The 14,103-nt window shown below is 70.3% G+C and carries 15 protein-coding genes; 9 read left to right on the forward strand and 6 right to left on the reverse strand.

Annotation, left to right across the window (positions count from 1 at the left end; translation table 11 throughout):
- Positions 1 to 5: 5 nt before the first annotated feature.
- Positions 6 to 1,169, forward strand: a complete 1,164-nt coding sequence (locus HCK04_RS27570) for a hypothetical protein (protein WP_142650309.1) — start codon at positions 6 to 8, stop codon at positions 1,167 to 1,169.
- Between the two features lie 28 nt (positions 1,170 to 1,197).
- On the opposite strand, the gene HCK04_RS27575 is transcribed toward HCK04_RS27570, so the two are convergent.
- The 3 genes from HCK04_RS27575 to mca are packed head-to-tail and all read right to left on the reverse strand — an operon-like array spanning position 1,198 to position 2,570.
- A complete protein-coding gene (locus tag HCK04_RS27575; RefSeq protein ID WP_142650310.1) occupies positions 1,198 to 1,515 on the reverse strand; it encodes a GNAT family N-acetyltransferase in 318 nt (105 codons plus the stop codon).
- Positions 1,512 to 1,679, reverse strand: a complete 168-nt coding sequence (locus tag HCK04_RS27580) for a hypothetical protein (protein ID WP_167530465.1) — start codon at positions 1,677 to 1,679, stop codon at positions 1,512 to 1,514. Before HCK04_RS27580 ends, HCK04_RS27575 begins: the two co-directional genes overlap by 4 nt.
- A 9-nt stretch (positions 1,680 to 1,688) precedes the next feature.
- Positions 1,689 to 2,570 carry a mycothiol conjugate amidase Mca gene (mca, locus tag HCK04_RS27585; protein WP_142650311.1) on the reverse strand — a complete coding sequence of 294 codons (882 nt, stop codon included), beginning with the start codon at positions 2,568 to 2,570 and terminating at the stop codon, positions 1,689 to 1,691.
- A gap of 150 nt (positions 2,571 to 2,720) precedes the next feature.
- Here mca and HCK04_RS27590 point away from each other — a divergent pair, with 150 nt between their 5' ends.
- From HCK04_RS27590 to HCK04_RS27600, 3 genes are all read left to right on the forward strand, one after another.
- Positions 2,721 to 3,146, forward strand: a complete 426-nt coding sequence (locus HCK04_RS27590) for a DUF4307 domain-containing protein (protein ID WP_142650312.1) — start codon at positions 2,721 to 2,723, stop codon at positions 3,144 to 3,146.
- 75 nt (positions 3,147 to 3,221) lie between these two features.
- Positions 3,222 to 3,722, forward strand: coding sequence for a transcription elongation factor GreA (gene greA, locus HCK04_RS27595; RefSeq protein WP_079315666.1), 501 nt, complete (start codon positions 3,222 to 3,224; stop codon positions 3,720 to 3,722).
- 160 nt (positions 3,723 to 3,882) lie between these two features.
- Entirely contained in the window at positions 3,883 to 5,139 is a 1,257-nt protein-coding gene (locus tag HCK04_RS27600; protein WP_260617422.1) for a C40 family peptidase, read from the forward strand.
- On the opposite strand, the gene HCK04_RS27605 is transcribed toward HCK04_RS27600, so the two are convergent.
- Positions 5,108 to 5,704, reverse strand: coding sequence for a TetR/AcrR family transcriptional regulator (locus HCK04_RS27605; RefSeq protein ID WP_142650313.1), 597 nt, complete (start codon positions 5,702 to 5,704; stop codon positions 5,108 to 5,110). The two genes, HCK04_RS27600 and HCK04_RS27605, sit on opposite strands and share 32 nt — an antisense overlap.
- Positions 5,705 to 5,791: 87 nt before the next feature.
- On the opposite strand from HCK04_RS27605, the gene HCK04_RS27610 reads away from it, so the two are divergent.
- Positions 5,792 to 6,775 carry an NADP-dependent oxidoreductase gene (locus tag HCK04_RS27610; protein ID WP_240971870.1) on the forward strand — a complete coding sequence of 328 codons (984 nt, stop codon included), beginning with the start codon at positions 5,792 to 5,794 and terminating at the stop codon, positions 6,773 to 6,775.
- Here HCK04_RS27610 and HCK04_RS27615 read toward each other — a convergent pair.
- Both HCK04_RS27615 and HCK04_RS27620 read right to left on the reverse strand, forming a co-directional pair.
- Positions 6,772 to 7,404 carry a TetR family transcriptional regulator gene (locus tag HCK04_RS27615; RefSeq protein ID WP_142650314.1) on the reverse strand — a complete coding sequence of 211 codons (633 nt, stop codon included), beginning with the start codon at positions 7,402 to 7,404 and terminating at the stop codon, positions 6,772 to 6,774. The two genes, HCK04_RS27610 and HCK04_RS27615, sit on opposite strands and share 4 nt — an antisense overlap.
- Positions 7,382 to 8,893 carry an MFS transporter gene (locus HCK04_RS27620; RefSeq protein WP_142650315.1) on the reverse strand — a complete coding sequence of 504 codons (1,512 nt, stop codon included), beginning with the start codon at positions 8,891 to 8,893 and terminating at the stop codon, positions 7,382 to 7,384. Before HCK04_RS27620 ends, HCK04_RS27615 begins: the two co-directional genes overlap by 23 nt.
- A 75-nt stretch (positions 8,894 to 8,968) precedes the next feature.
- On the opposite strand from HCK04_RS27620, the gene HCK04_RS27625 reads away from it, so the two are divergent.
- From HCK04_RS27625 to HCK04_RS27640, 4 genes are all read left to right on the forward strand, one after another.
- Complete coding sequence (locus HCK04_RS27625) at positions 8,969 to 9,487, forward strand: hypothetical protein (protein WP_142650316.1); 519 nt, start codon at positions 8,969 to 8,971, stop codon at positions 9,485 to 9,487.
- Between the two features lie 280 nt (positions 9,488 to 9,767).
- Positions 9,768 to 11,636, forward strand: coding sequence for a phosphoenolpyruvate carboxykinase (GTP) (locus tag HCK04_RS27630; protein ID WP_185949046.1), 1,869 nt, complete (start codon positions 9,768 to 9,770; stop codon positions 11,634 to 11,636).
- Between the two features lie 145 nt (positions 11,637 to 11,781).
- Positions 11,782 to 12,543, forward strand: a complete 762-nt coding sequence (locus tag HCK04_RS27635; protein ID WP_142650317.1) for an isoprenyl transferase — start codon at positions 11,782 to 11,784, stop codon at positions 12,541 to 12,543.
- Positions 12,544 to 12,786: 243 nt separating this feature from the next.
- Positions 12,787 to 14,097: a PhoH family protein gene (locus tag HCK04_RS27640; RefSeq protein WP_142650318.1), complete on the forward strand. Its 1,311-nt coding sequence runs from the start codon at positions 12,787 to 12,789 to the stop codon at positions 14,095 to 14,097.
- Positions 14,098 to 14,103: the final 6 nt, after the last annotated feature.

The raw sequence follows: 14,103 nt of genomic DNA on the forward strand, positions 1-14,103 counted from the left end.
AGGACGTGGGCTTGGATCTGGACTTCGCTATCAGGCACTCGGGACGCCCGGCGGCCGCCATGACGCGGCGCGACGTCGCACGGGTGTTGCTGGCCGTGCCGTCCGGACACGCCCTGGTCGCCCTGCCCGACCTGAGGCGGCAGCTTCTCGCGGCGGGCAACCCGCTGTCGGTCAGGTTCTGGGAGTCGGCCAAAGCCGTGCTGATGAGCATCGAGTCCGGCGTGGCGACGGTCGGGGACGTGCAGCGCTGGCTGGAGTCGAGCGGCACCGAGCCGATCATGCTCACCCGCAGCTATTTCCTGTGGCCGGAGGAGAGCGAGCGCGGCCCGGTCGCGACCGAGATGTACGAGCGGCTGGTCGAGTTCCTGGAGGAGCGGCTGGCGGCCGGGGAGATCGACCCGGACGCGCTCGCCGCCGGGGACCCCGGCGCCCGGCACGCCTACGAGGAGCTCCAGGAGCGCTGGCTCGGCACCCCGCTGCCGGACGGCCGGGTGCCCAACGTCGTGGTCAACGACGAGCAGGACCAGGAGCTGTACGCCGCCTGGGACGAGGAGGAGGCGTTCGCGCTCGGCGAGCTGCGGCGGGTGCTCGACGACCTGCCGGAGCCGCCCTTCCCCGAGGCCGATCTCCGCTCGGCCGCCCGGCGGCTGCGGGTGACGCTGACCCGCCCCGGTTATCCGGGCAACGTGCTGCGCGCCTGCGCCGGGCTGGAGGACGGCGATCTGCCCGAACGCGACGAGGACCTGTGGCTCACGGTCGCCGCCGGGATCGCCGCGCCGATTTCCGACCTTCCGGACGAGGAGGACGCCGCCCGGTTCTTCGACATGGAGGGCGAGCTCAGCCACGAGGACTCGATACTGGCGTCGCTGTGCGCCATCCACCACGCCGACTGGCTCGCGTCGGTGATCGCCCTGGTCCGGTACGGCCCGGGCGTGCTCGCCTCGCCCGAGCGGATCGCCCGGTTCATCGCCGACTCCGAGGACGTCGACATCGACCCGGACGAGCCGGAGGACCTGGAAGCGACGGAGATGCTGTTCACGGCGGTGACGCCGCTGTGGGCGCACCTCGGCATCGTGGACCGGGCCGAGGTGCTCACCCCGCTGGGCTGGTGGGGCCTGCCGAAGGCGCTGGAGCGTGCCTGGTCTTCGGGCCCCGCGCTACCCGAATGATCCGCCCGGTTCAGCCGGGTGTGTCGGCTCAGCCGGGTGTGTCGACCAGGTCGCGGTAGTCGTCGTCCACGAGATCGCGGTATTCCGGATGCCGCTGGATGTACCAGGCCACGAACGAGCAGAGCGGCACGACCCGCAGGCCGGCCGCCCGGGCCGCGTCGAGGGCTCCGCCGACCAGCGCGCCGCCCAGCCCGCGGCCCTCGAACTCGCCGCGCACCTCGGTGTGCGGCAGGACCATCGCGCCGTCGCGCAGCCGGTATTGGGCGAACCCGGCGACCACGCCGTCCACGATGATCTCGTAGCGCGACGCGGCGGGGTTGTCGACGACCCTGACGTCCGTGCTCACGCCTTGGGCCCGTTTTCGCGCCGCTCGTCCTCATGCTGGTCGTGCGGCACCTGGATCTTGCGCATCTGCTTGTTCATGTTCTTCAGCAGGAAGAACAGGGCCAGGCCGATCGCGGCGACGACGACGAAGCCGAGAAGACCCGGCCCGTAGCTGGTTGCATCCACGCCTTCAGCTTACGAGCAGGCAGGGGTGACCCCCGCGGCGATCCCCGCGAACAGGTCGTCCTCCGGCAGCGTGGTGTCCACGAGCGACCGCGCGAGGTGGTAGTCCTCGGTCGGCCAGATCTCCTCCTGCAGCTCACGCGGGCAGACGAACCAGAACCCGTCGGGGTCGACCTGGGTGGCGTGCGCGAGCAGGGCGAGATCGCGGACCTCGAAATAGTCCGCGCACGGGACCCTGGTGGTGACCTCCCACTTCTGCGGGCGGTCCTCCCACCGCGAGATCCAGTCGGCGTACGGCGAGCCCATGCCGCGCTCGGTCATGGCGTTGTGCAGCGCCTCGAACCGCTCCCGCGTGAAGCCCATGTGGTAGTAGAGCTTCAGCGGCTGCCACGGCTCGCCAGTGCCGGGGTAGCGGTCGGGGTCGCCCGCCGCCTCGAACGCCTCCACGGACACCCGGTTGGTCATGATGTGGTCCGGGTGGGGGTAGCCGCCGTTGTCGTCGTACGTGAGGATCACGTGCGGCCGGAACTCCCGGACGGCGGCGACGAGCGGCGCCGACGCCACGTCGAGCGGCTGCAGGGCGAAGCACCCCTCGGGCAGCGGCTCGTTCTCGTCCTCGGGCAGCCCCGAGTCGACGAAGCCGAGGAACCGCTGCTGGACGCCGAGGATCTCGCGCGCCTTCTCCATCTCCTGGCGGCGGACCTCGCCGATGTTCTCCAGGATGTCCGGCCGGTCCATCTTGGGGTTGAGGATCGAGCCGCGTTCACCACCCGTACACGTGACGACGAGCACCTCCGCGCCCTCCGCGACGTAGCGGGCCATCGTGGCGGCGCCCTTGCTCGACTCGTCGTCCGGGTGCGCGTGCACGGCCATCAGCCTCAACGGTGCACTCACGTCTCTCCTCAGGTGTTCTATGGCTACGAAAAGAGGTTAGCTTCTTAGAGACCGTGCGTTTCGGACCCGGCTGGCCGGCGTCACCGGCACGGTCGACTTGTGCGGACGATCGTCTCGCACAACACCGACAATCCTCAGGGAGATTCCGCGATGCCCACCGATGAGGTCGGCGGCCAGGGGACACGCCCGGTGCTCGGCACGCCGGACGAGTTCGCGCCCCGCCCGGCGCGGCCCTCCAGGCTGGTGTCGTACGTCGTGATCGCGTTGATCGTGGCGGTGTTCGCGGGCGGCTGGGGCTACGTGATGCTCCGCGCGAACGGGAACCCTTCGGTGAGTGCGGACGTCATCACCTTCGACGCGAGCGCCGCGGACTCCGCCGCCATCACCTTCACCGTGCACAAGCCCGCGGACCGGGCGGCGATGTGCCGGATCCAGGCGCTCGACACCCAGCACCTGGAGGTCGGCAGCCGTGAGATAACCATTCCCAAGGGCCGGTCGGATCTCGAGTTCACCGAACGTCTGAGGACGAGTTCCCAGGCCACAGCAGTTCATGTCGACTACTGCGATCTCGTATAGTGGAATCTTTGGGGAAGCGTTCGAAGGCGTTAACTTGACAGCCTTTCGAGTCACTTACGGAAACAAGGAGAGCCCGTGGCCGTCTCCCAGAACGACAACGTCACCTGGCTGACGCAAGAGGCGTACGACCGCCTCAAGGAGGAGTACGAGTACCTTTCGGGCCCGGGACGCACGGACATCGCCAAGAAGATCGAAGCCGCCCGGGAAGAGGGTGACCTCAGGGAGAACGGTGGCTACCACGCCGCCAAGGACGAGCAGGGCAAGATGGAGGCCCGCATCTTCCACCTCCGGCAGATCCTGGACAACGCCAGGGTCGGCGAGGCGCCCCGCGCCGAGGGCGTGGTCGGCCCCGGCATGACCGTGACGGTCCGCTTCGACGGCGACGACGAGGAGGTCACCTTCCTGCTGGCCTCCCGCGAGGAGAGCGGCGCGCCCATCGACGTCTACTCGCCGAACTCTCCCCTCGGGTCCGCGATCAACGGCAAGAAGATCGGGGAAAAGGCGACGTACACGCTGCCCAACGGCAGGCAGAACACCGTCGAGATCCTCGAAGCCGTGCCGTACATCGGCAACTGACCCTTTTCGCCCCGGCCGGGAATTCCGGAATCGTTTGCGGGATTCCCGGCTGTGCGGCAGTCTCGTCCCTGACCGGACCATTCGCCGCGGGAGGGGTGAGATCGTGCTCGAACGCCGAGCGCGGCCGTCCACCCGTTTAGGCAGGAAGCTCGCGAGAGCCGTGTCCGAGGCTCGTCAGGATCTCGCCTATCGCCCGCGGCTGCCCCGCCCGGGGCGCCTGCGCAGGACGGTTCCCCTCATCGCCGCGGCGCTCGTCGCCGTGCTGACCATCGACGTGCTCGTGCTCGGGGATCTCCGGCCGCAATCCGGGGACCCGGACGTGGTCGCGGCCCTGTCCGGGCGGCGCGCGGGCCACGGCTACGTGGCCGCGACCCGGCAGGCCCGTGAGATGCCGGCCCCGGCGCAGGGCCACCAGGCCCCGGCCGCTCAGACGGTGTCGCAGCAGCCGGTGGCCCCGCTGCAGCGGCTGATCCGCCCGCACCTGTTCGTGGTGGCCACCCGGCCCCTTCCCCCAGAGGTGGTGGAGAAGGTGCGCAAGGTGAAGGGCGTGGCCGCCGCCGAGGCGACCGGCGCGGCCGAGGTGACCGTGGACGGCAAGCGGGTGCCCACGATGGGCGTCGACCCGTCCACCTTCCGCTCGTACACGCCGAAGGTCACGGCCTCCTCCGACGAGCTGTGGCGCAACATCGCCGCCGGCGACATGGCGGTCTCCTTCGAGCTCGGCAACGACGGCGGCGTGCAGCTGGGCTCGCAGGTCCAGAGCGGCGCCCGGCGCCTGCGCATCGGCGCGTACGCCACGGTGGGCATGGGCTCGATCGCGGCGATCGTCTCGAAGGGGACGGCGTCGGCGCTCGGCATCCCGGACGGCAACGCCCTGGTCGTGAGCGCGCCCAAGGTCGACTCCGGCAAGCTCCGCCTCAGACTGCTGAAGATCCTCCCCAAGGGCAGCCAGGTCGCCACGATCAACCCGGTGGTGGTGGCGCCGAAGGGCCGCAAGGTGTGGCCGCAGACGGCGTTCATGTCCGCGGAGCAGCTCAAGGTCGCGCTCACCGCCGCCGTCAGCAAGCTCGGCCGGCCGTACGTGTGGGGCGCCGAGGGGCCCGACAGCTTCGACTGCTCGGGGCTCGTGCAGTGGGCGTACGCGCAGGCGGGCGTGCGCATGCCGCGGGTGACCTATCAGCAGTGGGTCACCGGGCCGCAGGTGCCGCTGTCGCAGGCGCAGCCGGGTGACCTGCTGTTCTGGCGCAACGATCCGACCAACCCCGGCTACATCTCGCACGTCGCCATCTATTGGGGCAACGGGAAGATGCTGCACGCCCCGCACACGGGCGACGTCGTGAAGATCGCGAACGTCTACACCAAGAACCTCGCCGGGGTCGTCCGGGTCAGTCCGCAGATCTCGGCGCGCGTCCGCTGACCGCGCCGGCGGCCAGGCCGTCCAGCACGAGCGAGAACAGGTGGTCGCGCCGCCCGGCGACGACCGGGCCCTGCTCGGCGATCCACCCGACTGCGCTGACCAGCGCGAACACGTCCATCCCGTCGATGTCCGGCCGGATGTGGCCGTCGTCCTGGGCCCGCTTGACCAGGCGCCCGGCGGCCTCCCGCATGGCGGAGCACGACGCGTGGAGGGCGGAGTCCTCGTCGCCGATCGTCGTCATCATCGAAGAGCTCAGGCCGCGGTAGGCGCTCGCGCGGCTGAGGAACTCCCGCAGCCATTGCCGCAGCGCCTCGCGGGAGTCGTCCGCGCCCTCCAGCTCCTCCGCGCGGGCCGCCAGGGTGTCGAACCGCTGCCGGAGCAGGGCCTCCAGCAGGGCCTCTCTCGTGGGGAAGTGGCGGTAGAGCGTGCCCATGCCGACCTCGGCGCGCCGGGCGATGTCGCGCAGCGACGCCTGGGTGCCCTGCTCCTCCACCACGGTCCTGGCGACCTCCAGGATGCGCTCGTAGTTGCGCTGCGCGTCCGCGCGCTGCTGTCGGCCCGTCATGCGTCGATCCTCGCACTTGACATGTGGAGCGGTGCTCCGCTTATTATCCGGAGCATCGCTCCGAATCGTAGTCGTCCAGGAGGACCGATGCCCACCATGAAGGCCGTCCGCATGCACAGGACCGGAGACCCCGAGGTCCTGGCGCTGGAGGAGGTTCCCCGCCCCGAGCCGGGTCCCGGGGACGTGCTGGTCCGGGTGCACGCGGCCGGGATGAACCCGCCCGACTGGTACGCCCGCATAGGCTTTTCGAACATTCCCGAGGAGATGCGGCCCGCGTTTCCCCTGCCGTACACGCCGGGCTCGGACATCTCCGGCGTGGTCGTCGCCGTCGGCGAGGGCGTCGGCGAGTGGCGGGAGGGCGACGAGGTCTTCGGGCTCGTGCGCTTTCCCGGCGCTCTGGGCAACGGAGGCCGGGGCTACGCCGAATACACCACCTCGCCCGCGTCCCACCTGGCCCGCAAGCCGGCCTCGCTCAGCCACGTCGAGGCGGCCGCCGTGCCGATGGCGGGGCTCACCGCCTATCAGTTCGTCTTCGACCACATCAAGCTCGGCGAGGGCCGCAGGGTGCTGGTCAACGGCGCCGCCGGCGGGGTCGGCCACTTCGCGGCGCAGCTCGCCAAACTACAGGGCGCGTACGTCATCGGGGTCGCCTCGGGGCGGCACGAGACGTTCCTGCGCGAGCTGGGGGTGGACGAGTTCGTCGACTACACGACCACGCGCGTGGAGGACGCGGTGCGCGACGTGGACGTGCTCATCGACAGCGTGGGCGGGCCGGACGCCCACCGGTTCCTGCGGGTGGTGCGGCCCGGCGGCGTGATCAGCCCGGTCTTCCACGGCGAGTATCACCGCGACCACGCGGCCGAGCTGGGCATCACGTTCCGGGGCGGCCAGGTCCACTCGGACGGCAAGCAGATGGCCGAACTGGGACGCCTGCTGGAGGAGGGCCGGCTGCGCGTCGGCATCGACGCGGTCTTCCCGCTCGCCGAGGCCGCGAAGGCCCACGAGCGGGCCGAGCGCGGGCACATCCAGGGCAAGCTGGTCCTTCAGGTGGTTCCCGACAAAGCCGATTAGATCGGCAGCCCGGCCTCCAGGTAGCCGAGTGCCTCGTCGAGCAGCACGGGCAGCGGGATCCGGCCGTCGTGCTCCACCCAGGTGAACATCGCCGGGAGCATGACCCCCATCACCGCGCCGGCCAGCGTCCGTACGGCGGGGCTGCGGGGGTCGCGGCCCGCCCGCTCGGCCACCGCCCCGGCGAGCATCTCGATCGTGGAGTACAGCCCTTCCATCGTCCGGGCCCGCAGGGCGGGCACGGAGGTGGTCAGCTTGGTCCGGGAGAGCATCCGGTCGAGCTCCTCGGGCTCCATCGCCTCGAAGGCGGTGCGGAACGCGGCGCGCAGCGTGGTCAGCGGGGGCAGGTCCGGCGGCTGCGCCTTGATCGCCTCCATCAGGAGCGGGTCGTAGTCGTCCTGGGTGACCGCGTCCTCCTTCGTGGGGAAGTAGCGGAAGAACGTGCTGGGGGAGACCTCGGCCGCCTCCGCGATCTGCTCGACCGTCGTCGCGTCGTATCCCTGCTCGGCGAACAGCCGCAGCGCCTGCTCCTGGATGGTCCTGCGGGTCTTGGCCTTCTTGCGCTCGCGCAGGCTCGTGACAGCGCGGTCGGAGGCGGGCGAGGTCCGGTCAGCGCGCTGAGGTGAGCTCATGCCCTGATTCTGCCGTCTTCCCGCGCCCTGCCGTACTCCCCGGTAGGAAGACGGCCACGAGGACGGTGGTCAGCACCGACAGGGCCCCGCACACCAGCAGGACCAGGTCCATGCCGTCCACGAACGCCTCCCTGGCCGCGCCCAGCAGCGCGGCGTCTCCCGCACGCGCGGCCAGGGCCGTCACGGCCGTGATCGAGCCGGCCGCTCCCTCCGGGACCCGGTCCGGCAGACCCGAGGCGTACGCCGCCGAGAGCAGGCTGCCGAGACCGGCCACGCCCAGCGCGCCGCCGACCTGGCGCACGGTCTGCAGGGTGGCCGAGCCGGAGCCCGACCGCTCCTCGGGCAGCGTGGCGAGCACGCCGTCCATGGCGGGGACCATGGCGAGGCCCACGCCCGCGCCGAGGACGGCCAGCCAGGCCGCGACGAAGCCGTACGCGGAAGACACCGAGGTCGCGGCGCCCAGGAGGAAGCCGGCGGCGAGCAGGACCAGGCCCGCCGGCATGACCACGCGCAGCCCGAGGCGGGCCGTGAGCCGCTCTCCGGCCAGGCCCCCGGCCATCAGCCCGGCCACCATGGGGATCACCCGCACACCGGTGCCGAGGGCGTCGTGCCCGAGCACGGCCTGCAGGTGCTGGGGGACGACGAACAGCACGCCCGACATGCCGAGGCTCACGAACGTCGCGCCGGCCGCGCCCCAGACGAAGACCCGGCTGCGGAACAGGCCGAGGTCCATCATCGGCTGCCGGGTGCGGGCCTCGACCCGGACGAACACCGCCAGCAGCGCCGCCCCCGCGCCGAGACCGGCCAGCACGCGGGGGTCGCCCCACCCGCGCGCCGGGGCCTCGATGACGCCGTACACCAGCGCGGCCAGGCCCGTCACCGACAGCAGCGCGCCGGGCAGGTCGGTCCGCGGCGCGGCGGGGTCGCGCGACTCGGGGATGAACGCGGCCACCGCCGCCATCGAGACGACGATCATGGGGATGTTCACGAGGAAGACCGAGCCCCACCAGAAGTGGTCGAGCAGGTAGCCGCCCACGACCGGGCCGAGGGGCAGGCCGAGCGCCATGGCGGCCGTCCACACGGCGATCGCGCGCCCGCGCTCGGCCGGTGGGAAGACCACCGGCAGGATCGAGGTCGACAGCGGCATGATCACCGCGCCGCCCGCCCCCATCAACGCGCGGGCCGCGACCAGGGCGCCGGTGCCGCCCGCGTACGTCGCGATCACCGACGCGATGCCGAAGGCCGCGAGCCCGGCCAGCAGCAGGCGCCTGCGGCCGAACCGGTCGCCGAGCGCGCCCGCCGGGAGCATCAGCGCGGCGAACGGGATCAGGTAGGCGTCGACGATCCACTGCAGGTCGCCGGTCGAGGCGTGCAGGTCGGCCGCGAGGGTCGGCAGCGCCACGTTGAGCACGGTCGCGTCCATGCCGATGACAAGGGCGCTGAGCACGAGGGCGCCGAGCGCCCACCATCGAGAAGTGAGAGTAGCCATAATTTGAAAGTAGCCCTCAAAAAGTAGCGACTGTCAACCTAGGCTGCTGTGCAATAGCGATGTAATGTTGATTACATGCATTCAGAAGAACAGCTGAGCGCCTGGTTCGCCGGCCGGTTGCCGGACAACTGGTTCGCCGAGACCCCCAAGGTCGTGGTGGACCGCGAGGAGATCACCGTGCTGGGCACGCTTCCGCCGCTGTCGGTGGCCGAAGGGCTCCCCGACCCGGAGCGTGCGGCGGCCATGGATGGGTACGTCGAGCGGTTCCGCGAGGAGACGCGCGAGCGCAGGATCGACATCGCCAGGGAGGCCGAGCACCGCTTCCGCCGCAAGGTCTCCTGGGGTGTCGTCGTGGGCGGCGAGACCGTGATGTTCACCACTCTTTCCGTCCCCGTCATGACCCGGCTCCGCCAGCCGGAACGGCAGGTCCTCGACACCCTGGTCGCCGCGGGTGTCGCGCGCAGCCGCAGCGACGCGCTGGCCTGGTGCGTGCGGCTCGTCGGCAAGCACACCGACAGCTGGCTCGCTGACCTGCGCGATGCCCTCCAGCACGTCGACAGGATCAGGGCGGAGGGCCCCGGCGGATTGGACTGAACCAATTCGCCGAAAGGTCTGGACCAGTCGAATTGGCCTATACCAATGTGTAAGGACGGTGCTGCGGGTAAGGGGAAGAGCGACGTTTTTCCAACAGGGCCAGAGTGGGTAAGGTCCCACAACATCACGGCCACTGCCTGTGCGGATGGCATCCGTGGCCATGAAGTAGAGAATGGCGCCGATTTAACGGAGTGGAAACTCGATGGTCTACTCCAATTGGATTCGGAGGCCATTCTTCGCCGATGATGCTCTGGCCCTGAGAGATTAAGGAGCCGCCCCCGTGTCCATTTCAGTAGAGGTACCCACGCCCACGAGTCACAGCGATCTGGCGGCCTGGGTGACCCGGATCGCGGAGCTGACCCAGCCCGACCGGATCGAATGGTGCGACGGCTCCGAGGCCGAATGGACGCGCCTGACCAACCTCCTGGTCGAGCAGGGCACCTTCACGCGGCTGGCCAAGCGTCCCAACAGCTTCTACGCGGCCTCGGACCCGAGCGACGTCGCCCGCGTGGAGGACCGCACGTTCATCTGCTCCGAGCGTGAGGAGGACGCCGGGCCGACCAACAACTGGATCGCGCCCGACGAGATGCGCCGCACGTTCGCCACGCTGTTCAAGGGCTGCATGCGGGGCCGGACGATGTACGTCGTGCCGTTCTGCATGGGTCCCCTGGGCGGGAACATCTCGCAGCTCGGCGTCGAGATCACCGACTCGCCGTACGTCGTGGTGTCGATGCGGATCATGACCCGGATGGGCGAGGACGCGCTGCGGCTCATCGAGGAGCGCGGAGCGGCGCGAAAGGCCCGAGAGAGCGAGGCACGAGCCAGCGAGGGCCGCGGCAAGCGCGACCATGAGCACGGCGACTTCGTGAAGGCCGTCCACTCGGTGGGCGCGCCGCTGGCGCCCGGCCAGGCCGACGTGCCGTGGCCGTGCAGCCAGACCAAGTACATCAGCCACTTCCCGGAGACCCGCGAGATCTGGTCGTACGGCTCGGGCTACGGCGGCAACGCGCTGCTGGGCAAGAAGTGCTACGCGCTGCGGATCGCCAGCGTGATGGCCCGCGACGAGGGCTGGCTGGCCGAGCACATGCTGATCCTCAAACTCACGCCGCCGCAGGGCGAGGCGCGGTATGTCGCCGCGGCCTTCCCGTCGGCGTGCGGCAAGACGAACCTCGCCATGCTCCAGCCCACGATCCCGGGCTGGAAGGTCGAGACGATCGGCGACGACATCGCCTGGATGCGCTTCGGCCCCGACGGCCGGCTGTACGCGATCAACCCGGAGGCCGGGTTCTTCGGCGTCGCGCCCGGCACCGGGCGGTCCACGAACGCCAACGCGATCGAGACGCTGTGGGGCAACAGCATCTTCACGAACGTCGCGCTGACCGACGACGGGGACGTCTGGTGGGAGGGCCTCACCGACGAGCCGCCCGCGCACCTCATCGACTGGAAGGGCCGTGACTGGACGCCGGACTCCCCGGAGCCCGCCGCCCACCCGAACGCCCGGTTCACCACGCCGGCCGAGCAGTGCCCGACGATCGCCCCCGAGTGGCAGGACCCCGCCGGGGTGCCGATCTCGGCCATCCTGTTCGGCGGCCGCAGGGCGACCGCGGTGCCGCTGGTGACCGAGTCGTTCGGCTGGCAGCACGGCGTGTTCCTGGGCGCCAACGTGGCCTCGGAGAAGACCGCGGCGGCCGAGGGGAAGGTCGGCGAGCTGCGCCGCGACCCGTTCGCGATGCTGCCGTTCTGCGGCTACAACATGGGCGACTACTTCGCCCACTGGCTGGAGATCGGCAGGATGACCGATCCGGAGAAGCTGCCGAGGATCTACTACGTCAACTGGTTCCGCAAGGACGCGAACGGCCGCTTCCTGTGGCCGGGCTTCGGCGAGAACAGCCGGGTGCTCAAGTGGATCGTCGACCGGCTGAACGGCGTGGCCGACGCCGTGCCCACGCCGATCGGCAACCTGCCGGCCTCGCTCGACACCGAGGGCCTCGACATCGCGCCCGAGGACATGGAGCTCCTGCTCAGCGTCGACCCCGAGGTGTGGCGCGAGGAGGCCGCGCTGATCCCGCCCCACTTCGAGACCTTCGGCGACCACATGCCGAAGGAGCTGTGGGACGAGTACCGCGCCCTGGTCCAGCGCCTGGGCTGAGTGGTCCGGCGGCTCGTCCGGTGCCCGCCGGCGCCCGCCGGGGCGCGCCGCCCCGGCGGGCCGCCCCGGCCCGGGGAGGGCAGGGCACACCGGTTCGCCCGCGATAATTGGTGATCGAGCCCATCGTCGCGAGGAAGAAGGTCGCATGAGCGCGCGCGATCTCGTGTACAAGCTGTACGAGCGCAGGCTCGAACGGAAGCTGTCCTCCGACCAGATTCCCCGCCACGTCGGCGTCATCGTGGACGGCAACCGCAGGTGGGCGCGGGCCATGGGCCTGCGGGACGTCAGCCGGGGCCACCAGAAGGGCGCCGACAAGATCTCCGAGCTGCTCGTGTGGTGCCGCGAGGCCGGGGTCGAGTACGTGACGCTGTGGCTGCTCTCCACCGACAACCTGTCCAGGGACAAGGCCGAGCTCGATCCGCTGCTCCAGGTGATCGAGAACCTCGTCCAGGATCTCGTGGACCAGGGATGGCACCTCAATCCCATGGGCTCGCTCGACCTTCTGCCCGATCACACGGCTCGTGTCCTCAAACACGCAAAAGAAACCACATCGCATCGTCCGGGCCTGATTGTGAACGTTGCCGTTGGGTATGGAGGAAGGCGTGAGATCGCTGATGCGGTGCGCTCCCTCCTCCAGGAGCATGCCAGCAAGGGCGCAAGCATCGAGGACCTCGTCGAGGTCCTCGACGTCGAGCACATCGCTGAGCATCTCTACACGCGCGGCCTGCCCGACCCGGATCTCGTCATCCGGACCTCGGGAGAGCAGCGGCTCTCCGGATTCCTGCTCTGGCAGAGCGCCCACTCCGAGTTCTACTTCTGCGAGGCCTACTGGCCCGACTTCCGCAGAGTCGACTTCCTGCGGGCGCTCCGCTCGTACGCCGCACGGCACCGTCGGTACGGCTCCTGAGACGGTACGTGACCAGCGTCTTTTTACCAGCGAAAACCTATTGGGCTGGGGAGATTCGTTACGTAACGTGGTAGCTGAGCGGCCGTCGAGGGGATCGGCGGCCACCACCTCGGGAGAGGGCCCGTCCTTGCGCGACCACCATGCGAGGAGGGCCGGAGCCCCGGTCTGCTCTCGCAGGTCACGGGCCCGGTCCGTTCACCACCAGTCAAGGCAGGGCGCCCTCAGGCGCCCGGGGGAGAACGCGTGGCAGTGTCCTCGAGCAACCCGTCCACATCCCGCACCTACGTTCTGGACACGTCCGTCCTGCTCGCCGACCCGGCGGCGATGAGCCGCTTCGCCGAGCACGAGGTCGTCGTCCCGATCGTCGTCGTCACGGAACTGGAGGCCAAGCGCCACCACCCCGAGCTCGGCTACTTCGCCCGGGAGGCGCTGCGCTTCCTCGATGACCTCAGAGTGCGGTACGGACGGCTGGATGAGCCCATGCCGATCGGCGACGGGAACATCCGGGTCGAGCTGAACCATAGTGATCCGTCCTGCCTCCCGGCGGGCTTCCGCTTGGGCGACAACGACACCCGCATCCTCACCGTCGCGCAGAACCTCGCGGCGGAGGGCAAGGACGTGGTGCTGGTGTCGAAGGACCTGCCGATGCGGGTCAAGGCGGCGTCCATCGGCCTGGCCGCGGAGGAGTACCGCGCCGGCATGGTGGTGGAGTCCGGCTGGACCGGCATGGCGGAGCTCCAGGTCACCACGGAGGAGATGGACGCCCTCTTCGAGGCCGGCAGCGCCGACATCGAAGAGGCGCGCGACCTGCCGTGCCACACCGGCCTGCGGCTGCTGTCGAGCCGCGGCTCGGCGCTCGGCCGCGTCCTGCCGGACAAGTCGGTGCGTCTGGTGAGGGGCGACCGTGAGGTCTTCGGGCTGCACGGCCGGTCGGCGGAGCAGCGGATCGCGCTCGACCTGCTGATGGACCCCGACGTGGGCATCGTGTCGATGGGCGGCCGGGCCGGCACAGGAAAGTCCGCGCTGGCGCTGTGCGCGGGGCTGGAGGCGGTGCTTGAGCGCCGTCAGCACCGCAAGATCATCGTCTTCCGCCCCCTGTACGCCGTGGGCGGCCAGGAGCTCGGCTACCTGCCCGGCTCCGAGAACGACAAGATGGGCCCGTGGGCCCAGGCGGTCTACGACACGCTGGGCGCGGTCACGTCTCCCGAGGTCATCGAGGAGGTCATCGACCGGGGCATGCTGGAGGTCCTGCCGCTGACGCACATCCGCGGCCGTTCGCTCCACGACGCCTTCGTGATCGTGGACGAGGCGCAGTCGCTGGAGCGCGGCGTGCTGCTGACCGTGCTGTCCCGCATCGGCGCCAACTCGCGGGTCGTGCTCACCCACGACATCGCCCAGCGCGACAACCTGCGGGTGGGCCGGCACGACGGCGTCGTCGCCGTGGTGGAGAAGCTCAAGGGCCACCCGCTGTTCGCCCACATCACGCTGACCAGGTCCGAGCGGTCGCCGATCGCCGCCCTGGTCACCGAGATGCTGGAGAACATCACGCTGTAGTGCCGC

Origin of the sequence: Microbispora sp. CL1-1, from assembly GCF_012034195.1 — a bacterium.
In the GTDB taxonomy this organism is placed as follows: Bacteria; Actinomycetota; Actinomycetes; order Streptosporangiales; family Streptosporangiaceae; genus Microbispora.